Origin of the sequence: Bradyrhizobium sp. (assembly GCF_022844465.1) — a bacterium.
In the GTDB taxonomy this organism is placed as follows: domain Bacteria; phylum Pseudomonadota; class Alphaproteobacteria; order Rhizobiales; family Xanthobacteraceae; genus Bradyrhizobium.
Genome location: NZ_JALHLP010000001.1, coordinates 547,284 through 570,072 on the forward strand (window position 1 = coordinate 547,284; position 22,789 = coordinate 570,072).

Annotated in this window: 19 protein-coding genes and 1 tRNA gene; 3 read left to right on the top strand and 17 right to left on the bottom strand. The window is 62.3% G+C overall.

The features are described from left to right. Positions 1–98: 98 nt before the first annotated feature. From rpoC to secE, 9 genes are all read right to left on the bottom strand, one after another. Positions 99–4,301, bottom strand: a complete 4,203-nt coding sequence (gene rpoC / locus Q0D31_RS02795) for a DNA-directed RNA polymerase subunit beta' (protein ID WP_291844409.1) — start codon at positions 4,299–4,301, stop codon at positions 99–101. A gap of 153 nt (positions 4,302–4,454) precedes the next feature. After that, positions 4,455–8,573 carry a DNA-directed RNA polymerase subunit beta gene (gene rpoB / locus Q0D31_RS02800; protein WP_291844412.1) on the bottom strand — a complete coding sequence of 1,373 codons (4,119 nt, stop codon included), beginning with the start codon at positions 8,571–8,573 and terminating at the stop codon, positions 4,455–4,457. 366 nt (positions 8,574–8,939) lie between these two features. Then, positions 8,940–9,317 carry a 50S ribosomal protein L7/L12 gene (rplL, locus tag Q0D31_RS02805; protein ID WP_291844417.1) on the bottom strand — a complete coding sequence of 126 codons (378 nt, stop codon included), beginning with the start codon at positions 9,315–9,317 and terminating at the stop codon, positions 8,940–8,942. A 51-nt stretch (positions 9,318–9,368) separates the two neighbouring features. Further along, the gene (rplJ, locus tag Q0D31_RS02810) at positions 9,369–9,887 is read right to left on the bottom strand and encodes a 50S ribosomal protein L10 (RefSeq protein WP_291844421.1); all 519 of its coding nucleotides are present in this window, start codon (positions 9,885–9,887) and stop codon (positions 9,369–9,371) included. A 717-nt stretch (positions 9,888–10,604) separates the two neighbouring features. After that, on the bottom strand, positions 10,605–11,558 hold the full coding sequence (locus Q0D31_RS02815; RefSeq protein ID WP_291844423.1) for a 2-hydroxyacid dehydrogenase: 954 nt from the start codon (positions 11,556–11,558) through the stop codon (positions 10,605–10,607). A gap of 112 nt (positions 11,559–11,670) precedes the next feature. Further along, on the bottom strand, positions 11,671–12,363 hold the full coding sequence (rplA, locus tag Q0D31_RS02820) for a 50S ribosomal protein L1 (protein ID WP_291844427.1): 693 nt from the start codon (positions 12,361–12,363) through the stop codon (positions 11,671–11,673). Between the two features lie 4 nt (positions 12,364–12,367). Next, entirely contained in the window at positions 12,368–12,796 is a 429-nt protein-coding gene (gene rplK / locus Q0D31_RS02825; RefSeq protein ID WP_291844430.1) for a 50S ribosomal protein L11, read from the bottom strand. Between the two features lie 225 nt (positions 12,797–13,021). Continuing rightward, positions 13,022–13,552: a transcription termination/antitermination protein NusG gene (nusG, locus tag Q0D31_RS02830; RefSeq protein ID WP_291846713.1), complete on the bottom strand. Its 531-nt coding sequence runs from the start codon at positions 13,550–13,552 to the stop codon at positions 13,022–13,024. A gap of 20 nt (positions 13,553–13,572) precedes the next feature. Continuing rightward, positions 13,573–13,764, bottom strand: coding sequence for a preprotein translocase subunit SecE (gene secE, locus Q0D31_RS02835; protein WP_291844433.1), 192 nt, complete (start codon positions 13,762–13,764; stop codon positions 13,573–13,575). A gap of 377 nt (positions 13,765–14,141) precedes the next feature. On the opposite strand from secE, the gene Q0D31_RS02840 reads away from it, so the two are divergent. Then, entirely contained in the window at positions 14,142–14,327 is a 186-nt protein-coding gene (locus Q0D31_RS02840; protein WP_291844436.1) for a hypothetical protein, read from the top strand. 57 nt (positions 14,328–14,384) lie between these two features. Here the strand turns inward: Q0D31_RS02840 and Q0D31_RS02845 are convergent, their stop codons facing one another. Genes Q0D31_RS02845 through Q0D31_RS02865 form a run of 5 tightly spaced genes read right to left on the bottom strand, consistent with a single transcriptional unit; the run spans position 14,385 to position 18,061 of the window. Continuing rightward, positions 14,385–15,122, bottom strand: coding sequence for a hypothetical protein (locus tag Q0D31_RS02845; protein ID WP_291844439.1), 738 nt, complete (start codon positions 15,120–15,122; stop codon positions 14,385–14,387). Next, on the bottom strand, positions 15,119–15,514 hold the full coding sequence (locus Q0D31_RS02850) for a phage holin family protein (RefSeq protein WP_291844441.1): 396 nt from the start codon (positions 15,512–15,514) through the stop codon (positions 15,119–15,121). The genes Q0D31_RS02845 and Q0D31_RS02850 overlap by 4 nt, the downstream gene beginning before the upstream one ends. Beyond that, positions 15,511–16,158 carry a hypothetical protein gene (locus tag Q0D31_RS02855; RefSeq protein WP_291844444.1) on the bottom strand — a complete coding sequence of 216 codons (648 nt, stop codon included), beginning with the start codon at positions 16,156–16,158 and terminating at the stop codon, positions 15,511–15,513. The genes Q0D31_RS02850 and Q0D31_RS02855 overlap by 4 nt, the downstream gene beginning before the upstream one ends. A gap of 11 nt (positions 16,159–16,169) precedes the next feature. After that, the gene (locus Q0D31_RS02860) at positions 16,170–17,165 is read right to left on the bottom strand and encodes a DUF3618 domain-containing protein (RefSeq protein WP_291844447.1); all 996 of its coding nucleotides are present in this window, start codon (positions 17,163–17,165) and stop codon (positions 16,170–16,172) included. Further along, entirely contained in the window at positions 17,162–18,061 is a 900-nt protein-coding gene (locus tag Q0D31_RS02865) for a YihY/virulence factor BrkB family protein (protein WP_291844450.1), read from the bottom strand. Before Q0D31_RS02865 ends, Q0D31_RS02860 begins: the two co-directional genes overlap by 4 nt. A 294-nt stretch (positions 18,062–18,355) precedes the next feature. Between Q0D31_RS02865 and Q0D31_RS02870 the strand changes: the two genes are divergently transcribed. Beyond that, positions 18,356–19,576 (top strand): OpgC domain-containing protein, encoded by a 1,221-nt coding sequence (locus tag Q0D31_RS02870; protein WP_291844454.1) that lies wholly within the window; start codon positions 18,356–18,358, stop codon positions 19,574–19,576. Position 19,577: 1 nt separating this feature from the next. Here the strand turns inward: Q0D31_RS02870 and Q0D31_RS02875 are convergent. Next, positions 19,578–19,653, bottom strand: a tRNA-Trp gene (locus Q0D31_RS02875). Positions 19,654–19,807: 154 nt separating this feature from the next. On the opposite strand from Q0D31_RS02875, the gene Q0D31_RS02880 reads away from it, so the two are divergent. Next, a complete protein-coding gene (locus Q0D31_RS02880) occupies positions 19,808–21,031 on the top strand; it encodes a serine hydrolase domain-containing protein (RefSeq protein ID WP_291844457.1) in 1,224 nt (407 codons plus the stop codon). Positions 21,032–21,194: 163 nt separating this feature from the next. Here the strand turns inward: Q0D31_RS02880 and Q0D31_RS02885 are convergent, their stop codons facing one another. Both Q0D31_RS02885 and Q0D31_RS02890 read right to left on the bottom strand, forming a co-directional pair. Continuing rightward, entirely contained in the window at positions 21,195–21,962 is a 768-nt protein-coding gene (locus Q0D31_RS02885) for an SDR family oxidoreductase (RefSeq protein WP_291844459.1), read from the bottom strand. A 76-nt stretch (positions 21,963–22,038) separates the two neighbouring features. Beyond that, positions 22,039–22,776, bottom strand: a complete 738-nt coding sequence (locus Q0D31_RS02890) for a histidine phosphatase family protein (protein ID WP_291844462.1) — start codon at positions 22,774–22,776, stop codon at positions 22,039–22,041. Positions 22,777–22,789 lie beyond the last annotated feature (13 nt).

The following is a 22,789-nucleotide window of genomic DNA, read 5'->3' on the forward strand; positions in this document are numbered from 1 at the left end:
ACCCTGAAGGAAAGATGAACAAAGCCGGTTCTCGCAGCGCAACAGCAAAAAAGGCCAGCTTGCGCCGGCCTTTTTTCCTAACCTTAATGGTGTAAACGCTATTCCGCCGGCGGCAGGGCCAGCGGCTCGGCTTCCGGCGCCGTCGGCACGATCGCCGCCGCCTGCTTCTCGCGCTCGTCCAGGATCATCTTGTCGCGCTTGACCGCGACTTCGCGGATCTTGGCCATCGAGGCGCCGGTGCCCGCCGGGATCAGCCGGCCGACAATGACGTTCTCCTTCAGGCCTTCGAGCGGGTCCACCTTGCCGTTGACGGCGGCTTCGGTGAGCACGCGGGTCGTCTCCTGGAACGACGCTGCCGAGAAGAACGAGCGGGTCTGCAGGCTCGCCTTGGTGATGCCGAGCAATACCGGCGTTCCCGTGGCGGGCTTCTTGCCCTCCTCCTTGGCCTTGACGTTGATCGCGTCGAACTCGATCTTGTCGATCTGTTCGCCCGAGATCATGTCGGTTTCGCCCTGGTCGGTGATCTCGACCTTCTGCAGCATCTGACGAACGATCACCTCGATGTGCTTGTCGTTGATGAGCACGCCCTGCAGCCGGTAAACCTCCTGGATTTCGTTGACCAGATAGGCCGCGAGTTCCTCGATGCCCTTGATCGCCAGGATGTCGTGCGGTGCCGGATTTCCCTCGACGATGAAATCGCCCTTTTCGACGATATCGCCGTCCTGCAGATGGATGTGCTTGCCCTTCGGGATCAGGTACTCCCTGGTCTCCTCGGTCTTGTCCATCGGCTCGATCGAGATGCGGCGCTTGTTCTTGTAGTCGCGTCCGAACCGGATCGTGCCGGCGATTTCCGCGATGATCGCCGCGTCCTTTGGCTTGCGGGCCTCGAACAGCTCGGCCACCCGCGGCAGACCGCCGGTGATGTCGCGGGTCTTGGCGCTTTCGGTGGAGATACGCGCCAGGATGTCGCCCGCCTTGACCTTGGCGCCGACGTCGACCGACAGGATGCCGTCGACCGACAGCATGTAGCGGGCATCGCCGCCACGCGCCAGCTTCAGCACCTTGCCGTCCTTGCCCTTGACGACGATCGCCGGTCGGAGGTCCGCTCCGCCCCGCGACGCCCGCCAGTCGGTCACGACGCGCTTGGCGATACCGGTGGATTCGTCCAGCGTTTCCGAGATCGACTGGCCTTCGACCAGATCCTCGAACCCGATCGTGCCTTCCACTTCGGTAAGAACCGGACGGCTATAGGGATCCCATTCGGCGATGCGCTGGCCGCGCTTGACCGTATCGCCTTCGTCGACATGCATCCGCGCGCCGTACTGGATGCGGTGGGTCGCACGCTCGGCGCCATCGGAATCGGTGATGGCGACCACCATGTTGCGGACCATCGCGATCAGATGACCCTCGCTGTTCTTGGAGATGGCCTTGTTCTTGATCGTCACCTTGCCGTCGAAATTCGACTCGATGAACGATTGCTCGTTGATCTGCGCCGCGCCGCCGATGTGGAACGTCCGCATCGTCAGCTGCGTGCCGGGTTCACCGATCGACTGGGCGGCGATGACGCCGACCGCCTCGCCATGGTTGACCGGCGTACCGCGGGCGAGATCGCGACCGTAGCACTTGCCGCAGATCCCATTGACGAGTTCGCAGGTCAGGGCCGAGCGAATCTTCACTTCCTGGATGCCGGCCTGCTGGATGGCGTCGACATGCGTCTCCTCCATCAGCGTGCCGCGCTTGACCACGACCTTGCTGGTCGCGGGATCGCGCAGATCCTCGCCCGCGGTGCGGCCGAGAATGCGCGATGCCAGCGAGGCCACGACCGTGCCGGCGTCGATGATGGCGCGCATCTTGATGCCAAGCTTGGTGCCGCAATCGTCCTGCGTGATGATGCAGTCCTGCGCCACGTCGACCAGACGGCGGGTCAGGTAGCCGGAGTTCGCGGTCTTCAACGCGGTATCCGCCAGGCCCTTGCGGGCGCCGTGGGTCGAGTTGAAGTACTCGAGCACCGAAAGGCCTTCCTTGAAGTTGGAAATAATCGGCGTTTCGATGATCTCGCCCGACGGCTTTGCCATCAGGCCGCGCATGCCGGCGAGCTGGCGCATCTGCGCCGGCGAACCGCGCGCGCCCGAATGCGCCATCATGTAGATCGAGTTGATGTCGGCGTCGGCGCCCTTGGCGTTCTTCTTGGTCGAGGAGATTTCCTTCATCATCTCCTTGGCGATTTCTTCGGTCGCCTTCGACCAGGCGTCGACCACCTTGTTGTACTTCTCGCCATGGGTGATCAGGCCGTCATTGTACTGCTGCTCGAAATCCTTCGCCAGCGCACGGGTCGAGTCGACGATCTTCCACTTGCTGTGCGGAACCACCATGTCGTCCTTGCCGAAGGAAATGCCGGCCTTGAACGCGTTGTAGAAGCCGAGCGCCATGATGCGGTCGCAGAAGATCACCGTCTCCTTCTGGCCGCAGTGACGGTAGACCTGGTCGATCACGCTGGAGATTTCGCGCTTGGTCATCAGCTTGTTGATGATGTCGAACGGAATCTTCGCCGAGCTTGGCAGCACGTTGCCGAGCATGACGCGACCGGCGGTGGTTTCGATCCAGCGCCTGGCCCGCTTGCCGGTCTCGTCGATGCCGTCCCACCGGTACTTGATCTTGGTGTGGAGGTGGATGACCTTGGAATGCAGGGCGTGCTCGAGCTCGGCTGTCTCGCCGAAGATCTTGCCCTCGCCGGGCAGGCCTTCACGCATGATCGAAAGATAATACAGGCCGAGCACGATGTCCTGCGACGGCACGATGATCGGCTGGCCGTTGGCCGGATGCAGGATGTTGTTGGTCGACATCATCAGCACGCGCGCTTCGAGCTGGGCCTCCAGCGACAGGGGCACGTGCACCGCCATCTGGTCGCCGTCGAAGTCGGCGTTGAATGCCGCGCAAACCAGCGGATGCAGCTGGATCGCCTTGCCTTCGATCAGCACCGGCTCGAACGCCTGGATGCCGAGACGATGCAGCGTCGGCGCCCGGTTCAGCAGCACCGGATGCTCGCGGATCACCTCGTCGAGGATGTCCCAGACCTCGGGACGTTCCTTTTCGACCAGCTTCTTCGCCTGCTTTACGGTGGTGGAGAGCCCCTTGGCGTCGAGCCGCGAATAGATGAACGGCTTGAACAGCTCCAGCGCCATCTTCTTGGGCAGGCCGCACTGGTGCAGGCGCAGTTCGGGGCCGACCACAATCACCGACCGGCCGGAATAGTCGACGCGCTTGCCGAGCAGATTCTGCCGGAAGCGGCCCTGCTTGCCCTTGAGCATGTCGGCCAGCGACTTCAGCGGACGCTTGTTGGCGCCGGTGATGACGCGGCCGCGGCGGCCGTTGTCGAACAATGCGTCGACGGCCTCCTGCAGCATGCGCTTTTCGTTGCGGATGATGATGTCAGGCGCGCGCAATTCCATCAGCCGCTTCAGGCGATTGTTGCGGTTGATGACGCGACGGTAGAGGTCGTTGAGATCCGACGTCGCGAAGCGACCGCCGTCGAGCGGCACCAGCGGCCGCAGGTCCGGCGGAATCACCGGCACCACGGTCAGGATCATCCATTCCGGCTTGTTGCCGGAATAGCGGAAGGCCTCGACGATCTTCAGGCGCTTGGCGAGCTTCTTGTGCTTGATGTCGGACTCGGTCTCGTGCATCTCGGCGCGCAGCGAAATCTCGAGTTTCTCAAGCTCAAGACCCTTCAACAGCTCGCGGATCGCTTCGGCGCCGATCATGGCGGTAAAGCTGTCCTGGCCGTATTCGTCCTGCGCCTTCAGGTACTCGTCCTCCGACAGCAGCTGACGGTCCTTCAGCGCGGTCAGTCCGGGCTCCAGCACCACGTAGTATTCAAAGTAGAGGATCCGCTCGAGATCCTTCAGCGTCATATCGAGCAGAAGGCCGATGCGGGACGGCAGCGACTTCAGGAACCAGATGTGGGCAACCGGCGCGGCCAGTTCGATGTGACCCATGCGCTCGCGCCGGACGCGCGAAAGCGTCACTTCGACCGAACACTTTTCGCAGATAATGCCCTTGTACTTCATCCGCTTGTACTTGCCGCACAAGCATTCGTAATCCTTGATCGGCCCGAAGATGCGGGCGCAGAACAAGCCGTCGCGCTCCGGCTTGAAGGTCCGGTAGTTGATGGTCTCCGGCTTCTTGATCTCGCCGTAGGACCAGGACAGAATCTTCTCCGGGGACGCAATTGAAATCCGGATCTGGTCGAAGACCTGGGCCGGGGTCGTCGGATTGAAGAGATTCATAATTTCTTGGTTCATCGTCTTCTCCTCGCGTGCCGATCGTCACCGGCAGCAAATTCGAAACTCTCGATCTAGCGCGCGTCCCTGCTCAACGTCCGAGAGGGGCGCGAATGCCCGGCCAGTCTGCGCGAAGACAGGCTTCGCGCTCCGGCCGGACATGGAATGTCTGCGTTACTCAGCCGCCTCTGACGCCGTCCCCGGACCGATCTTGGAATTGTGCAGGTCGACGTTGAGGCCGAGCGAGCGCATTTCCTTGACCAGCACGTTGAACGATTCAGGGATACCCGCCTCGAACGTGTCGTCGCCGCGCACGATCGCCTCGTACACCTTGGTACGGCCTGCGACGTCGTCCGACTTCACGGTCAGCATTTCCTGCAGCGTGTAGGCCGCGCCATAGGCCTCCAGCGCCCACACCTCCATTTCGCCGAAGCGCTGGCCGCCGAACTGCGCCTTGCCGCCCAGCGGCTGCTGGGTGACGAGCGAGTACGGCCCGATCGAACGCGCGTGGATCTTGTCGTCGACCAGATGGTGCAGCTTGAGCATGTAGATGTAGCCGACCGTGACCTTGCGATCGAACGAGTCGCCGGTACGGCCGTCATAGACGGTCGACTGCCCGGAGGCGTCGAGGCCCGCGAGCTTCAGCATTTCCTCGATGTCGGCTTCCTTGGCGCCGTCGAACACCGGTGTGGCGATCGGAACGCCGTGGCTCAGGTTCTTGCCGAGCTCAACCAGCTCGGATTCGTTCAGCGTCTTGATGGTTTCATCGTCGCCATAGATCTTCTTCAGGGTCTCGCGCAGCGGCTTGAGGTCCTGCCTGTGATAATATGCGTCGATGGTCTGGCCGATGCGCTTGCCGAGGCCGGCGCAAGCCCAGCCGAGATGCGTCTCCAGAATCTGGCCGACGTTCATACGCGAGGGAACACCGAGCGGATTGAGCACGATATCGGCATGGGTGCCGTCCTCGAGGAACGGCATGTCCTCGATCGGAACGATCTTGGACACCACGCCTTTGTTGCCGTGCCGGCCGGCCATCTTGTCGCCGGGTTGGATCTTGCGCTTCACCGCGACGAAGACCTTGACCATCTTCATCACGCCGGGCGGCAGTTCGTCGCCGCGCTGCAGCTTCTCGACCTTGTCGAGGAAGCGCTGTTCAAGGCCCTTCTTCGATTCGTCGTACTGCTTCCGCATCGCCTCGATTTCGCTCATCAGCTTGTCGTTGGGCGAAGCGAACAGCCACCACTGCGACTTCGGATGCTCCTCGAGCACGGCGCGCGTGATCTTGGTGTCCTTCTTGAAGCCCTTCGGGCCGGCGATGCCCTGGCGATTCTCCAGCAGCTCCGAGAGACGGCCATAGACGTTGCGGTCGAGGATCGCCTGTTCGTCGTCGCGGTCCTTGGCCAGGCGCTCGATCTCTTCCCGCTCGATCGCCAGCGCGCGCTCGTCCTTGTCGACGCCGTGGCGGTTGAAGACCCGAACTTCCACGATCGTGCCCTGCACGCCCGGAGGCACGCGCAGCGACGTATCGCGGACGTCGGAGGCCTTTTCACCGAAGATGGCGCGCAGCAGCTTTTCTTCCGGCGTCATCGGGCTTTCGCCCTTTGGCGTGATCTTTCCGACCAGGATGTCGCCGGCGCGGACTTCGGCGCCGATATAGACAATGCCGGCTTCGTCGAGGTTCTTGAGCGCTTCCTCGGAGACGTTCGGAATGTCGCGGGTGATTTCCTCGGGTCCGAGCTTGGTGTCGCGCGCCATCACCTCGAACTCCTCGATGTGAATCGAGGTGAAGACGTCGTCCTTCACGATCCGCTCCGAGAGCAGGATCGAATCTTCGAAGTTGTAGCCGTTCCAGGGCATGAACGCGACCAGCACGTTGCGGCCGAGCGCGAGCTCGCCGAGATCGGTCGAGGGGCCGTCGGCGATGATGTCGCCCTTGCGGACGATATCGCCGACCTTGACCAGCGGGCGCTGGTTGATGCAGGTCGACTGGTTGGAGCGCTGGTACTTCATCAGCCGGTAGATATCGACGCCCGACTTGGTCGGATCGAGATCCTCGGTGGCGCGGATCACGATACGGGTGGCGTCGATCTGGTCGATCACGCCGGAGCGACGGGCGGCGATCGCCGCACCGGAGTCGCGGGCCACCACGCCTTCCATGCCGGTGCCGACGAACGGCGCCTCGGCACGAACCAGCGGCACCGCCTGGCGCTGCATGTTCGAGCCCATCAGCGCCCGGTTGGCGTCGTCGTTCTCCAGGAACGGGATCAGGGCGGCGGCGACCGAAACCAGCTGCTTCGGCGACACGTCCATGTAATCGACCTTGTCGGGCGTGATCGGCAGCACCTCGCCGGCGTGGCGGCAGACGATCAGGTCTTCGGTGAAGCGGCCCTTGGCGTCGAGCGGCACGTTGGCCTGCGCGACGCGATAGCGCCCCTCCTCCATTGCGGAAAGGTATACGACCTCGTCGGTAACGCGGCCGTCCTTGACCTTGCGATAGGGCGTCTCGACGAAGCCATACTTGTTGACGCGCGCAAACGTCGCCAGCGAGTTGATCAGACCGATGTTCGGGCCTTCCGGCGTTTCGATCGGGCAGATGCGGCCGTAATGCGTCGGATGCACGTCGCGCACCTCGAAGCCGGCGCGTTCGCGGGTCAGGCCGCCCGGTCCAAGCGCCGAGAGACGGCGCTTGTGGGTGATTTCCGACAGCGGATTGGTCTGGTCCATGAACTGCGACAGCTGCGATGAGCCGAAGAACTCGCGCACGGCGGCGGCCGCCGGCTTGGCGTTGATCAGGTCCTGCGGCATCACGGTGTCGATATCGACGCTGGACATCCGCTCCTTGATCGCGCGTTCCATGCGCAAGAGGCCGATGCGGTACTGGTTCTCCATCAATTCGCCGACCGAACGCACACGGCGGTTGCCGAGATGGTCGATGTCGTCGATCTCGCCCTTGCCGTCGCGCAGATCGACCAGGGTCTTGATGACGGCCAGGATGTCTTCCTTGCGCAGCGTGCGGTGGGTATCGGGAGCGTCGAGCTCAAGGCGCATGTTCATCTTGACGCGGCCGACCGCGGACAGGTCGTAGCGCTCGGAGTCGAAGAACAGCGACTGGAACATGGTCTGGGCGGAGTCGATGGTCGGCGGCTCGCCCGGACGCATCACGCGATAGATGTCGAACAGCGCGTCCTCGCGGGTCAGGTTCTTGTCGGCATGCAGGGTGTTGCGGATGTAGGCGCCGACATTGACGTGGTCGATATCGAGCAACGGCAGTTCCTTGTAACCTTGCTCGTTGAGCGCCTTCAGCGACTTCTCGGTCAGTTCCTCGCCGGCTTCGGCGTAGATTTCACCGGTCTTCGGATTGACGAGATCCTCGGCGAGATAGTTGCCGATCAGTTCTTCATCCGACAGGCGCAGTGCCTTCAGTCCCTTTTCCTGCAGCTGGCGCGCGCTGCGCACGGTCAGTTTCTTGCCCGCCTCGAGTACGACCTTGCCGGAATCGGCGTCGATCAGATCGTTGATGGTGCTGTAGCCGCGGAAACGCATCGCGTCGAACGGCACGCGCCAGCCGTCCTTGGCCCGCTTGTAGCTGATCTTCTTGTAGAAGGTGGACAGGATGGTCTCGCCGTCGAGGCCAAGGGCGTACATCAGCGAGGTCACGGGGATCTTGCGGCGGCGGTCGATGCGCGCGAACACGATGTCCTTGGCGTCGAACTCGATGTCGAGCCAGGAGCCGCGATACGGAATCACGCGGGCGGCAAACAACAGCTTGCCGGACGAATGGGTCTTGCCCTTGTCGTGGTCGAAGAACACGCCGGGCGAACGGTGCATCTGCGAAACGATCACGCGCTCGGTGCCGTTGACGACGAAGGTGCCGTTCATGGTCATGAGCGGGATATCGCCCATGTAGACGTCCTGCTCCTTGATGTCCTTCACCGACTTGGCGCCGGTTTCCTCGTCGATATCGAACACGATCAGGCGCAGCGTCACCTTCAGCGGGGCAGCGTAGGTCATGCCGCGCTGGCGGCACTCGTCGACGTCGTATTTCGGCGGCTCGAATTCGTAGCGGACGAACTCCAGCATCGAGGTGCCCGAGAAGTCAGAGATCGGGAATACCGAACGGAACACCGCCTGCAGGCCCTCATCCAGCCGGCCGCCTTGCGGTTCGTCGACCATCAGGAACTGGTCATAGGACGCCTTCTGAACCTCGATCAGGTTCGGCATCTCCGCGACTTCCTTGATGTGTCCGAAGAACTTGCGAACGCGTTTGCGACCGGTGAATGTCTGCTGCGCCATCGTGGCCTCTCATTTTCGTCGCCCTGACAGGCGAAGCTTCCGAAGCGCGACTTCCGTCGCCCCCGGGTTGAATTTCGGATCGCTCGAAAGGAACAAAGCCCAGCTTCAGGAATTATTTCCCAAACCCGTTCTCCGCCCTCAGAAACGCAAAACGACGCGCGCGGCGCTTGACTGCACCCCGCCCGTCACAACCTTCGCTTCACGGACTGAAAAAGCCCGAAATTTGACTGTCTCCCAACGGCTTACGTCAGGAACCTGCTGTCCCCGTCGCCTACCGCGTTTTCCTGCTGCCATCCCGATATGAGAAGGCGATCGTGGAGATTCGAGGGGCCAACCCCGCGAATCCCCACACGTTCCTGTGTAGCCTTACTTCAACTCGACCTTGGCGCCGGCCTTTTCGAGCTGCGCCTTGATCTTGTCGGCCTCGTCCTTGTTCACGCCTTCCTTGACTGCCTTGGGGGCGCCTTCGACGAGATCCTTGGCTTCCTTGAGGCCCAGCCCGGTGATGGCGCGGACTTCCTTGATGACTTCGATCTTCTTTTCGCCGGCGGCGGTGAGCATGACCGTGAACTCGGTCTTCTCTTCGGCCGGTGCAGCAGCGGCGCCCCCACCCGCGGGACCCGCGACCGCAACCGCGGCAGCGGCCGAGACGCCCCACTTTTCTTCGAGCAGCTTGGCAAGCTCGGCAGCTTCGAGCACCGTCAGGCTCGAGAGGTCGTCGACGATTTTCTGTAGGTCAGCCATTGATCAGTTCCCTTAAACGTTTGATTCGAACCAGGTTTGATTTGCGAAGGGTCAGGCCGCTTCGCTCTTTGAGGCATAGGCCTGGATGACGCGCGCGAGCTTGGCTGCGGGCGCAGTGGAGAGCTGGGCGATCTTGGTCGCCGGTGCCACCAGCAGGCCGACGATCTTGCCGCGCAGTTCGTCCAGCGACGGCAATGAGGCAAGCGCCTTCACGCCGTTCACATCCAGGACGGTCTTACCCATCGACCCGCCGAGAATCACGAACTGCTCGTTCGTCTTGGCGAATTCGATGGCAACCTTCGGCGCCGCTACCGGATCGTTTGAAGTCGCGATCACGGTCGGTCCCTTCAACAGGGAGCCGATGGCAACGACATCCGTGCCTTCAAGAGCAATCTTGGCGAGACGGTTCTTCGAGACCTTTACCGAGGCGCCCGCCTGCTTCATCTGCATGCGCAGCTTCTGCATCTGGGCCACGGTGAGGCCGGAATAGTGGGCGACGACCGCGACGCTGGTGGTCTTGAAGACCTCGTTCAGCGCCTCAACCGCGTCCTTTTTTGCCGCTCTTTCCACAGCAAGCTCTCTCCGGTTGGCGGCCTTCGCTGGAAGCGAGACCGCCGGGTTGCACCCATCGTCTCGCCCAAAACCTGACCTCTAGACACCAGTCTCAAGGACACGCCGGGCAGGACGACATCTGAAAAGCCTGCCCTCCCGAACCAGATGGCGCGGGGTGTCGAGGTTCGAACCAAATCAGCCATCGCGCCGCGAAGCGCGGCGTCCAGGCGAAATCCGGTCTTCACCCGTCTATGCAGGCAGTGAATTAAGCCCTTGAAGAAACGAAAACTTCTTCGCAGGCGCCTGCAGTCTCGGACAGGATCGAGGCCATCCGGCAAGCCGAAAGACCCCTGCCGCATTCCACCGGGCGATAGGCTTTCCTTCCTTTCGAGCAATCCAAAGCGGATGTCCTGAAAGGAATGATCTCCTACCGTATCGGATTTTCGGAATGCGAGCACGGACGCGCCAGCAACCGCCAGCACGCCCGGAAACCGCTCTTTAACGAGTCTCATCCGGCTTGCCAAGGGCAAAATTCAGACCAGTTGCCAACCCTTCCCCGGATTTAGGTCCAGATTGGTACCGAACTTTCTTTGGCCGGCGACGTCGCGCGGATTTCCGCGATTTAGCGATTTCCGATGGCACGCCCTGGTCTAGGATCGGCTCTCCTTTGCATGGGGTTGTTTTCGCGATTTTGAGCCCGGGCGCTGCGGGGTACCGCTGACGCTGGGGGCTCGATCAGCCGAGTTTCACCTCGTAAGGCAGCGGCTTTCCGGCGAAGAACGCCTCCAGATTGGCGATCACGCAGTCCTGCATTGCCACATGCGATTCCAGCGTATGGCCGCCGATGTGCGGGGACAGCACGACATTGGGCAGCGCGGTCAGCGCATCCGGCGCGTGCGGTTCCTTCTCGTACACGTCGAGGCCGGCGCCGGCGATGGTCTGGTCGGCCAGCGCCGCGACCAGGGCCTTCTGGTCGATCACGGAGCCGCGCGAGATGTTGACGACGTGACCGTCCTTGCCGAGTTTGCGCAGGATGTCGGCGTCCACGGCGTGGTTGGTATCCGCCCCCGCCCGCACCGCGACCATCAGGACGCTGCACCACTCAGTCAGCGCCTCCAGCGTCGGAAAATATCGATAGGGCACGTCGTGCCGGCTGCGGCTGAAATAGCCGACCTCGGTCTCGAAGGCGGCGACACGCGCCGCGATTTTGCGGCCGATCTCGCCCATGCCATAGACGCCAATCCTGCGCCCGAGCATGCCCGGCTGCGGGCGCATCATCGGCGACGGTTTCGCCGCCGCCCAATTGCCGCTTCGCACATAGTCGTCCGCCACCAGGAGCCGCCGCGTCGTTGCCAGCATCAAGGTGACTGCGATATCCGCGACCGAGGCTGCGTTCGCGCCCGGACTGTGGCCGACCGCAATCCCGCGCTTGGACGCCGCGGCGAGATCGACGCCGTCATATCCGGTGCCGTAGCAGACGATGACGCCGAGATCAGGCATCAGGTCCATCGCTTCGCCCCCGAGCGGCGTCGCACCTGCGGTGACCATGGCGCGAACGCCGGCAAGCTGTTGCGACGAAAACACCGCGTCGGGCGCCTGGCCGGCGGCGTTGAGGAGTTCGAAGCGTTCGCCAAAGCGCACCATCTGGGCTTTTGGAAACCGGGAATAGATCAGTACCTTCTCGGGCATATTTGCTCCTTTGCCGTCCGGCGGGGCGACGATTCAGCCAAGCCCCCGGGAACGCGAAAGGCGGAACCGGTCACCCGATTCCGCCCTTCTCTATTCACGCAGGCACTATCACCTAGCCGAGCAGCGTGCCGGGCTCGACCTTGACGCCGGGGCCCATGGTGGAGGAGACCGCCACGCGCTGGATGTAGGTGCCCTTGGAGCCGGCCGGCTTGGCCTTGGCGACGGCATCGGCCAGCGCCTTGACGTTCTGCACCAGCTTCTCTTCGGAGAACGACGCCTTGCCGATGCCGGCCTGCACGATGCCGGCCTTCTCGACGCGGAACTCGACCGAGCCGCCCTTGGCGCCCTTCACGGCGGTCGTGACATCCATTGTCACGGTGCCGATCTTGGGGTTGGGCATCATGCCGCGCGGACCGAGCACCTTACCGAGGCGGCCGACCAGCGGCATCATGTCGGGGGTGGCGATACAGCGATCGAAGTCGATCGTACCGCCCTGCACTTTCTCGACCAGGTCTTCGGCGCCGACGACATCGGCACCGGCGGCCTTGGCTTCTTCCGCCTTGGCTCCGCGGGCGAACACGCCGACCCGCAGCGTGCGGCCGGTGCCGTTCGGCAGGTTGACGACGCCGCGAACCATCTGGTCGGCGTGACGCGGATCGACGCCGAGGTTGATCGCGATCTCGATCGTCTCGTCGAACTTCGACTTGGCGCGTTCCTTGACCATCTTGATGGCGTCCGCGAGCGGATAGAGTTTCTCGCGGTCGACGCCCTCGCGGGCCTTCTTCAAACGTTTTCCGATTGCCATGATGTTACCCCGCCACCTCGACGCCCATCGATCGGGCGGAGCCCTCGACCATCTTCATGGCCGCTTCGATGCTGTCGCAATTCAGATCCTTCATCTTTGCTTCGGCGATCTCGCGCACCTGCGCCTTGGTGACCGCACCGGCCTTGTCACGGCCCGGCAACTTCGAGCCCGACGTCAGCTTGGCCGCCTTCTTGATGAAAAAGGACATCGGGGGGGTCTTCATCTCGAAGGTGAACGAACGATCGGCGTAGATCGTGATCACCACCGGAATCGGGGTGTTCTTTTCTTCCTTCTGCGTCTGCGCGTTGAACGCCTTGCAGAATTCCATGATGTTGAGACCGCGCTGACCAAGCGCGGGACCGATCGGGGGCGAAGGGTTCGCCGCACCGGCCGGCACCTGCAATTTCAGGTATCCGGTCACTTTCTTTGCCATCTATCGCTCCTCATGTTGCTCCGGACGATCCGGAAGCTTCACAGGACCGTGGTGCGGTTCGCATGACGGTTGGCGACCGTCAGTCCCCTTCCACGGCATTGCGGAAGCGTCGCCGCTTCCTCTACTCGTCATGCCCGGGCTTGACCCGGGTATCCATCGCCGTTCGCAAAAGCATTTCACGAGGCAGATGGATTGCCGGGTCAAGCCCGGCAATGACGGTATCGATCAGACTTTCTCGACCTGACCGAATTCCAGTTCGACGGGCGTGGCACGGCCGAAGATCGACACCGCGACCTTCACGCGCGAACGCGCTTCGTCGATTTCTTCAACGACGCCGGAGAACGACGCGAACGGACCATCGGCCACGCGGACGTTCTCGCCGATTTCGAACGACACCGAAGCCTTCGGGCGCTCGACGCCTTCCTGCACCTGGTGCAGGATTCGCATCGCCTCGGATTCCGAGATCGGCATCGGCTTGTTTTCAGCGCCAAGGAATCCGGTCACCTTGGGCGTGTTCTTGATGAGGTGAAACGCCTCGTCGGTCAGCTTCATCTTCACCAGAACGTAGCCCGGGAAAAACTTGCGCTCGGCGTCGATCTTGCGGCCGCGGCGAATCTCGGTGACCTTTTCGGTCGGCACCAGCACCTGCTCGAACAATTCCTCCAGGCCGCGCTGCTTGGCCTGCTCGCGGATCGATTCCGCGACCTTCTTCTCGAAGTTGGAATAGGCGTGAACGATGTACCAGCGCTTGTCCATCGCTTGGATCCCGGTGCTCATCAGCGAACGCCCAGCAGAAACGTGACGAGGTAGCGGATGACCATATCCGCGGCGAAGAAGAATACCGATGCCAGCGCGACCATCACGAACACCATGATCGTGGTGATCATCGTCTCGCGGCGCGTCGGCCAGGTGACCTTTGCGGTCTCCGAGCGGACTTCCTGCAGGAATTTGAACGGGCTGAAAGCCATCGTCTTGTATCCGCGTCCTTTTTTGAGGCCAGCAATCGATTTACGGCGAATCCGAACAGCTTTCCAGCGCCCAGCCCTCTCTCGAAGGATGAGCCGCACAGCAGGCTCGATTGTTCGGGGGATTTTGAAGCCGCGCCGGATATCCGCATTAACGGGCCGGCAGCAGGTGGCGGGTATCTACTGCCAGTGCGGCCAAAGGTCAAGGTATGGGCGCGGGAGGCCCCGGGCCGGTCTTTTTGACAGTTCTTCGCAGCGGCGCGGAAAGGCGATGGTTAACAAACCGATAGCGCCCCGCCTCAAATCCTCCCCGAAGTGCGATCTGGATTTTAAAGGCTCGCGGATAGGCTGTGCGGGTCCAATCTTCGAGCGAGACCGCCATGGCACTGACAAGCCAAGATCAGGAAAGACTAGCCGGCGAGACGGCCTGGACCGTTCTCGACGCGGCAAACGACCTCGGCGACACCATCACTGTTGATGCATGTCGGCGGGTCATCGATGCGGACCTGCGCGGGGAGCCGCCGGCCAGATCGGACATGGCCCTACTGACCGCTTTCTTCAGCTAAGCGGCAAGCAACAGGGACAACCGTTTGATATAATAGTGTATTTCTGACTGCGATGGCTCAGGAACTTACCTTAGCCTGGGCGGCGTTCACCGCGTTGCGACCGGCTTGCTGAAGTCGATCAACGTAGTCTCCCCCGGCTCCGCCGAGATCGGCTTTAAGGCCATCGACCGCTTCCCCCACCCGTTCTGATACCGCCGAGGCACGGGCGCCGAGGTCTGCTTTCACACTATCGCTTAACCCTCCCACCCACTCGTCTTCAAGATCAGACTTGGCAACGGCGCCGGCCACGGAAGCGCCGATCGCCAGGCCCACGGCGCCAAGGACCAAAGGCTGCCTCTCGAACAGGTCCGCAAGCGATGACTGAGCCTGCATGAACGTATCTTTACTGGGCAAAGCCCGCCCTATCCGGTCAAATACCTGTCTCGCGCCCGTAACTCCGTCGTCAAAATGCTCGTTGATTGTCCCCATGGCGCCCGCCAGCGCATCGGAGGTCGTGCTTCTGGCGCCCTTGATGGTGTCACCCATGCGCCGAGAAGCTTCCTCCTGCATCCGCAAGGTTCGGTCACGCACGGACTCGTAACCGTCTTCCATGGCTGCGGCGACGGCCCGCCCACCGCGAGCACCCATCTCGCCGACTGGTGCGGCAGCGGCGGCGACCGACCCCGCCGCGCTCTTGAAACTGTCGCTTCGGATCAACAGCCAGAGTGCACCGCCTCCGATCAAAGCCGCAGCCAGCGGATTATCACGAACAGCCGTGGTGAGCCCCTCGAAAAAGCTGTCTTGGGTTCCGCTCATCGCACCATCCCTTTCACGGTTTCCTTGTCTTTTTCCAACTGACTCAGCGTTTCGCGCGGCGCCAGATTGCGTGCGTCCAATCGGCTCATGCCAACCAGGAACAAGATCGCAGCCAGGATGCCGGCGCCGACGGCCGACATCAGGTAGGACATCGGCTGCGACCAACCCGAGGCGATCAGCGCCGCCGAAACGGCCATCAGGGCCATGACAATCGCGGGGATGACCAGGATCGCGCCAGCGGCGAAAAGTCCCACCGCCACACCGATTTGCTGCACTTTCGCGCTAACCTCAGCTTTCGCCAGGTCCACCTCGTTCTGAAACAGCTTGGCGAACTGAGAAAAAGCATCGCCAAGTAAAGTGGAGATCGTTCGGAGGTCGGTCTTCGTCGTCATGGCGTCCGACCCGCAAAAGACGAGTTTTGGGCGCGGTAGGCGGATGAAGATGCGCCGCCCCCCTGAGGTGACGTCCGCCCGTACTCGGGTTGAGCGGAGCTCATTCCCGCCACGTTCGTCGAGGACGGCCTTGCAGACGCCTTCAGGAAGCGCACTGCGGCAAAACCGGCGAGCACCGACAAACCTAGAAATGCTGCCGGCTGACGCCTTGCAAAGTCAGTCGCGCCATCCAGAAGATCACGCACACTCCCATTGCGGATCTTTTCTGCGGCTACGTCAACATAGCCTGCGGCCGAGCTGATGCTACGCGCAGCGATAGGCACATCGTTTTCGAAAGCACGCGCCGCTTCGCGTATATTGTCGGCAAGCCGGCCGACGAAATCCGCCCCGTTACGTTGTTGCTCGCGCGCCTGATCCTGAAGCTTGTCAGCGGCACTAGAGGCCACATCCTTCGCTGCGTCAGCTGCATCCTTGAGCTTGTCCCGGGCGGCGTCGGTCGATGTCTGCACCAAATCAGCAGCGCGCTGTTTCAGATCGGCCCCCGCATCGACCGCCTGGCTTTTCAAACCAGCGGTCTTTGCATTCTGAGCATTCGAGTTCGGCGAAGACTTGACGTTTCGTGTGGAGGTGTCGAAATCGCTCATGGCTGTCTCTTTCAGCTAGATGATGTACGGGAAGGTTCAAACGCCGTTGTTACAACGTCATCGGCTACTTCTTTCAGCCTTTGGGTCATGTCACCCGCGAGACGCCTGGACGGCTCACCGAGTTCTGCATTGGAAAAACTTTGCGTAGCCGCATCCGCAGCCGAAAGAACCCGATCTTTTGCCATCGCCAGGCCTGATTGAGCAGCCGTCGTGGCGGCCTGCTTGACCTGATCACTGGCGCCGCCCAGAACTTCAGCTTCTGCTCGCGTTCTTGGGAGCGAAGCTGCGAGGATAACGCCTATCGCCACGCCCAGCCCACCGACCAAGGCCGCGTTGTCTCGGATGACCCGGGCTGCGGCTGCGGGCGCAGTGTTCGCGGCCTGCACAGCCGACGCACGCGCACGCTCCACCGCTTCTTTGGCCTTCGCGGAAGCGGCGTCCATGCCAGATATCAGGTTATCTGTCACGTCATGGGTCACTCGCATGGCACGATCCTTGAGGTCGGCCGCAATATCCGCAGCCTCGCCCGCCAAATCCGTCCCCCGGCTCTCCGCCGAATGAATTGCCTGCCGCATACCGGACGCAAGTGAATGAGCGTGCCCCGCGGTTTCGTCCATGACGTCCTGCACCTTTTCCACGGCGGGCGCGGCCATTTCAGCGGCGCGGCTGCGGACGGTCTTTGAAGTGAGAGCGAGACCAGCTCCGATCATCAAAAGCGGGAGTGGAAATCCACGCGCCAGCCTCATCACGGGAACGGCAATCGCGGTTCCGACGGCGATCGCCTGCATCGGATTAGCCATGGCCTGTTCCTTAAGAGAACCCAGCCAACCCTGCGTCTTGTGGCTGATGAACTCCGAAACCTCGGCCTTGATGCCTTCAGCAGATACCTTGTAACGGAGGTCTTCGGCGGTATCAGTGATCTGCTCCTTCAACCGGTCTACGGTAGCAGTAAGCTGCGCCCGGCTGTTTTCCGAGTTCCGTTTCAGCGCGTCTAGGGATTGTGTCATTGGATTCGCCGCCCTGCGAGTTGGTGTTCTCTAAACGAACTCTGCGACGGTTGATTTGTTCCGGAGGTTTGTTCATGAGCGGCGGAAGCGTGCTCGTCATCAATTGCTTTGGTCAATTCGGCGCCGAACAGGAATATCTGCGCGGAATAGTACATCCAGAACATGAGTACGATGAGCGCGCCCGCCGCGCCGTAAGCTGAACTTGGGGCGGCCTGCCCGAGGTACCATCCAATCAAGGATTTGCCCACGGTGAACAGCAATGCGGTGACAAATGCGCCTAGAACAAGATGGCGCCAACGGATCGTGGCATCAGGCAAGACCCGGTATATCGCTGCGAACAACAGCGTGAAGATCGCTAGAGACACCACGATGTTGAGAACGCTCAGCACGGCCTTGCCGGCAGACCAGGTTTCCAACGCCGACAAGCCGGTGCTGGCGGCCAGAGACACGATCAGCAGGAAGCCGAGCGCACCGACGAGACCAAGGCTGGCGGCGCGGGCTTTGATCATGGAGAAGATCGACCCTTCGACCGGGGTGGCCTTGAATGTGGCATTCAAGGCGGTTCTCATCTCGCCGAACACGCCGGATGCCGTGATCAGCACGGTGATGACGCCGATGATCGTCGCCGCGGCCCCTGAAGCGGGATCGCTCGATCGTTCCAGAATAGACTTGATGAAGTCGCCGCCGGACTGCCCCAGCAGGCGACCGAGTTCCGCGCTGATGGCTTCGCGCGCGGTGTCCTGCCCGAACGCCAAGCCGGCGATGGCAACGACGATCAGCAGCACCGGCGCCAGCGACGTCGCGGCGAAGAAGGCCATCGAAGCTCCGCGGCTCAGGGCATCGTTGGCCAGGAAGCCGGATACAGCGGCCTTCAGGACCCGCCACAAGAATCCCATGGGCTCTTTCCTCAGTTGCGAAAGCGCCGCGCGTCCGGCGCAGAGCTGCAACGGCGGGATGTCACGGAAAGTTTCGTTGCGGTGCCAGTTCGTTGCGGCCCTGCGCCGCGGACCCCATGCGCGGGACGTTGCCTCACCGGCGTATCTCGGCGAGTTCCATAACTTGACTTGGCTCAACAAACCCGTGCGTCTGCACCATAATCTTGCGGTTTACGGCGAGCTGGAACGCGTTTGGCCAGGCGGCAGGACTTAACTGCTGTGAGGCGTCCGACTCTCGATCAGATAGGGCTGAGAATGAGGGCCGAACTTGCCCTTCCACCGTCGAAGCGGGATTTGCGGCTGGACCTGTTTCGGGGCCTCGCCAACTGGCTGATGTTCCTTGGCCACGTCTCCACCAGCGTACTGGCCTGGTTTTCGTTCCGGAACTACGGCTTCAGCGACGGCGCCGATCTGTTCGTGTTCATTTCCGGCTACACCTCCGCGCTGGTCTTTGGCCGGCGAATGCTGGAGGGCGGGTTTGTCTTTGGGACAACCCGGCTGTTGCGGCGCGTGTGGCAAATCTATGTGGCCCATGTCTTGCTGCTCGTGATCTACCTGGCTTCCGTCCATTTCCTGTCGAATCATTTCAACGCTCCCTACCTTATCGACCGCTTCAATGTCCGCCTGTTGTTGAACGCGCCGGTCGAGGCGATCACGCAGGCGTTGCTGCTGAGATACAAGCCGCTGAACCTTGACGTGCTGCCGATGTACGTCGTCCTGATGGGCGCGTTTCCGCCGGTTCTGTGGCTGATGCTGCGACACCGAAATTGGGTCATGCTGGGATCGGTGCTGCTCTATGTCCTTGCAAGGCAATTCAATTGGAACCTGCCGTCCTATCCGTCGGGGGTGTGGTATTTCAATCCATTAGCGTGGCAGCTTCTGTTCGTGCTGGGAGCCTGGCTGGCGATGGGCGGCGCCGATACGCTGCACTTCCTGCTGCGCTCAAGGACCTTCCTCATCCTCGGGCTGGCTTACCTGGTGTTCGCCGCCGTCATGACGCTGGCGGCGCTAATCCCCGACCTGCAGAGGTTGTTTCCGCGGGTTCTGTACGAGGCCTTTACTCCCAACGACAAGACCAACCTGGCGCCGTATCGCTTCCTGCACCTGGCCGTCCTGATCGCGCTCGCCGCGCGGTTCATCCCGATCGATGCGCCGGCGCTACAAGCCCCGATCTGGCGGCCGCTGATCAAATGCGGGCAGCAGTCCCTCGAAGTTTTTGCCGTCGGAATCTACCTGTCGTTCATCGGCTATTTTATCCTGGAAACCACCTCCAACGGGATTGTTGCCCAATTGCTGGTCGGCGCCGCGGGCATCTCGATCATGACGGCGGTCGCCTATTATCGGTCGTGGTCGAAGCGCGTTGAAAAGCCGGCCCACGCCGTCCATCCACCGGCGGACATGGCCGGGCTTGCCGCGACGCCAAACGAACAGCGCCAAAGGGCGGCCCCCCTCAATCGGCGTAAGTATTTGAATTAGCTGGCAGGAGTGGCAGGGCTCGAACCTGCGACCCCCGGTTTTGGAGACCGGTGCTCTACCAATTGAGCTACACTCCTGCAGGGAACCGGCGTGCGCAGGCCGGTTCGGGCCGTTTCAAGCATAGGGCATGCCCGGTTTGCAAGCGGCAAGCGGCTTTACGCCCTATCCAAAGCACGGCTTCTGCGCCAGACTTCGCATGCCGCCAACAACAAAAAGCAAACGGGAGAGACCATGAACGCGCAAACCGCCGCCCGGCAGACCTCCGTCCCCCAGACCCCTTCGCTGCCGCACGCCAAGCCTGAGACGATCGGGCTCTCGACTGTCCGGCTGCAGCGGGTGTCGGACGCCTTCAAGCGCGAGGTCGACAAGGGAACGCTGCCCGGCGCCACCGTCATGGTGGCGCGGCGCGGCCAGATCGGCTGGTTCGACGCGATCGGCCGCCAGGGACCGGCGACCGCCACGCCGATGGCGCATGACAGCATCTTCCGCATCTTCTCGATGACCAAGCCGATCGTCTCCATCGGCATCATGATGTTGCTCGAGGACGGGCACTTCGTGCTGGGCGATGCGGTCGCCAAGTTCATCCCGGAGTTCGCCGACCAGAAGGTCGGCGTCGAGAACAACGGCAAGCTCGAACTGGTGCCGGTGCAACGACCAATGACGATCCAGGATCTGTTGCGGCACACTTCGGGCCTGACCTACGACCATACCGGCAGCGGCCTCGTCCAGCAGCTCTACCAGCAGTCGCGGCTGCGCAGCCGCAAGATCAGCAACGCCGAGCACGCCACCATCATTGCCGGCATGCCGCTGATGTGCCAGCCCGGCGCGGAATGGAATTACAGCCGCTCCACCGACGTCCTCGGCCGCATTATCGAGGTCGTCTCCGGCAAGTCGCTTGGCGTCTTCCTGACCGAACGCATCCTGGCGCCGCTGCAAATGACGGAGACGGCGTTCCACACATCGGAGGCGAACGCCGGGCGACTTGCCGAGGCCTTTGCGACCGATCCCTGGAACGGCGACAAGGTCCAGCTCTTCAATATGCTGGAGCAGCCGGTGATGGAGTCCGGCGGCGGCGGGCTGGTCTCGACCACCATGGACTACGCGCGGTTCTGCCAGATGCTGCTCGGCGGCGGCGCGCTCGGCGGGGTCAGGATCATCGGCCGCAAGACGCTGCAACTGATGGCGTCCGACCACCTTTCCGCGAACGTCAAGGTCGACTCGCCGCTGATGCCCCCCGGCCACGGCTTCGGCCTCGGTTTCGCCGTCCGCACCCATCAGGGCATGGCGCCGTTCCCGGGATCGACAGGCCAGTTCTTCTGGAGCGGGATGGCCGGCACGTTCTTCTTCATCGATCCCGCCGAGGACATGTTCGCCGTGTTCATGATGCAGGGCCCAGGCCAGCGCGAATACATCCGCAACATGCTGCGAAATCTGGTGTACGCAGCGGTGGAGTGAGGACAGCCGAGTTCGCGCGATACCCTTTGCTGTCATGCCCCGCGAAAGCGGGGCATCCAGTACGCCGTGACATTGATTGTAATCGAGACGGCTGCGTTTACTGGATCGCCCGCCTTCGCGGACGATGACAGCGAGTAGAAAATGCGCCCCGTCCCGCCCCCTCTCAACTGATCGTTGCGCCGCCGTCGATGACGATGGTCTGGCCGGTCATGAAGTCACCCGCCTTCGACCCCATCAGTACCGCAGCGCCCGCGATCTCGTCGGGAACGCCGATGCGCAGCAGCGGCGAACGCGCGGTCGAAGCCTTCAGCGTCTCCGGATTGTCCCATAGCGCTTTGGCGAAATCGGTCTTGATCAGGCCGGGCGCGATGCAGTTCACCCGGATGTTGTGCTGGCCGTATTCGCAGGCGAGGTTGCGCGCGAGCTGCATGTCGGCGGCCTTGGAGATGGCGTAGGCGCCGAGCACGGTAGAGCCCTTCAGGCCGCCGATCGACGACACGATCACGATCGAACCATCCTTCCGCTCGATCATCTGCGGAACCACCATGGTGATCAGCCAGTTGTTGGCGACGATGTTGTTGTCCAGGATTTTTCGAAACTGCTCGTCGGAGATGCCGCCGAGCGGACCGTAGTAGGGGTTGGACGCCGCGTTGCAGACCAGCACGTCGATCTTGCCGAAGGCCCGGTTGGATTCGGTGACCAGGTTCTGCAGGTTCTCCTTGCTGGAAATGTTGGCGGCGATCGCCACCGCCGTGCCCTTGCCGAACTTGTCATTGATCTCCTTGGTGACGGCGTCGCAGACATCCTGCTTGCGCGAGGAGATCACGACCTTGGCGCCATGCTCGGCCATCCGCTCGGCAATGGCGCGGCCAATGCCGCGGGTGGAGCCGGTGATGACAGCGACTTTTCCCGACATATCGAACAGGCTCATGTCTCACTCCCGATGTTGACCCGGCGCTTTGGCCGGCTTTTGATTTTTTCTCACGCAGTTTTCGATAATTGGGGCCTCACGCCAGCTGGGTCGGCGACGGCGCGACTTCCGGACCCGCCGGCTGGTGCATGGCCTTGTGCGAGGCGTCCGCGATCCATGGCTGCTGGTTGACCATCGGCAGCCGCCAGCCATTGTGATCCGCACTTGCGAGATGGTCGAGCCGCGTCACCGAGCAATTGTCGATGGTGAAGGCAAGGCCCTTGTCGGGCAGACCGCCGAGGGCGAGCCCGATCGCCGCCTTGATCGTTCCGCCATGCGCAACCGCGATGATGTCCTTGCCGGCATGTTCGGCCGTGATCCGCTCGATCCCGCGCCGGACCCGGATGTAGAGGTCCATGAAGCTCTCGCCGCCGGGCGCCGGCTCGTCGATCGCGGCAAACCAGTTGCTGCCGGACGGACGGCTCGCCAGGAACGCCGCGCGGTTCTGCCCCTGCCACTCGCCGAGATGCTGCTCGGCGAACGCCGCTTCGTGCGGCATCGCAGCAGGCCTAGGGAATCCCGCCGCCCAAATCGCATCCGCTGTCTGATGCGTCCGTTTCAGGCTGCTCGCGTACCACACCGCGTCCCGCGGCAGAATTTTTCCGACCGCGTCGAACACCACACGATCGCTGGTGTCGCAGCCAAGGTCCTCTTGCCCATAGATGCAGCCGCCGTCTTCCCTGACCGGCGCGTGCCGCACCCACCACCATCGAGTCACCACCACGCCGGCGGCAACAGCGTGCGAAGCGTCATGTGGTTTGGCTGGATTGGACATCGCGGTGACCCTT

What these genes read in the sequence shown, in the direction of transcription:
- Q0D31_RS02890 (WP_291844462.1), bottom strand. Translation starts at nt 22,776, where the DNA reads ATGTCCAATCCAGCCAAACCACATGACGCTTCGCACGCTGTTGCCGCC.
- nusG (WP_291846713.1), bottom strand. Translation starts at nt 13,552, where the DNA reads ATGGACAAGCGCTGGTACATCGTTCACGCCTATTCCAACTTCGAGAAG.
- Q0D31_RS02870 (WP_291844454.1), top strand. Translation starts at nt 18,356, where the DNA reads ATGAGGGCCGAACTTGCCCTTCCACCGTCGAAGCGGGATTTGCGGCTG.
- Q0D31_RS02840 (WP_291844436.1), top strand. Translation starts at nt 14,142, where the DNA reads ATGGCACTGACAAGCCAAGATCAGGAAAGACTAGCCGGCGAGACGGCC.
- Q0D31_RS02855 (WP_291844444.1), bottom strand. Translation starts at nt 16,158, where the DNA reads ATGAGCGATTTCGACACCTCCACACGAAACGTCAAGTCTTCGCCGAAC.
- Q0D31_RS02880 (WP_291844457.1), top strand. Translation starts at nt 19,808, where the DNA reads ATGAACGCGCAAACCGCCGCCCGGCAGACCTCCGTCCCCCAGACCCCT.
- secE (WP_291844433.1), bottom strand. Translation starts at nt 13,764, where the DNA reads ATGGCTTTCAGCCCGTTCAAATTCCTGCAGGAAGTCCGCTCGGAGACC.
- Q0D31_RS02815 (WP_291844423.1), bottom strand. Translation starts at nt 11,558, where the DNA reads ATGCCCGAGAAGGTACTGATCTATTCCCGGTTTCCAAAAGCCCAGATG.
- rpoC (WP_291844409.1), bottom strand. Translation starts at nt 4,301, where the DNA reads ATGAACCAAGAAATTATGAATCTCTTCAATCCGACGACCCCGGCCCAG.
- Q0D31_RS02845 (WP_291844439.1), bottom strand. Translation starts at nt 15,122, where the DNA reads ATGAGCGGAACCCAAGACAGCTTTTTCGAGGGGCTCACCACGGCTGTT.
- rplA (WP_291844427.1), bottom strand. Translation starts at nt 12,363, where the DNA reads ATGGCAATCGGAAAACGTTTGAAGAAGGCCCGCGAGGGCGTCGACCGC.
- rplL (WP_291844417.1), bottom strand. Translation starts at nt 9,317, where the DNA reads ATGGCTGACCTACAGAAAATCGTCGACGACCTCTCGAGCCTGACGGTG.
- Q0D31_RS02865 (WP_291844450.1), bottom strand. Translation starts at nt 18,061, where the DNA reads ATGGGATTCTTGTGGCGGGTCCTGAAGGCCGCTGTATCCGGCTTCCTG.
- rplK (WP_291844430.1), bottom strand. Translation starts at nt 12,796, where the DNA reads ATGGCAAAGAAAGTGACCGGATACCTGAAATTGCAGGTGCCGGCCGGT.
- Q0D31_RS02850 (WP_291844441.1), bottom strand. Translation starts at nt 15,514, where the DNA reads ATGACGACGAAGACCGACCTCCGAACGATCTCCACTTTACTTGGCGAT.
- Q0D31_RS02885 (WP_291844459.1), bottom strand. Translation starts at nt 21,962, where the DNA reads ATGAGCCTGTTCGATATGTCGGGAAAAGTCGCTGTCATCACCGGCTCC.
- rpoB (WP_291844412.1), bottom strand. Translation starts at nt 8,573, where the DNA reads ATGGCGCAGCAGACATTCACCGGTCGCAAACGCGTTCGCAAGTTCTTC.
- Q0D31_RS02860 (WP_291844447.1), bottom strand. Translation starts at nt 17,165, where the DNA reads ATGACACAATCCCTAGACGCGCTGAAACGGAACTCGGAAAACAGCCGG.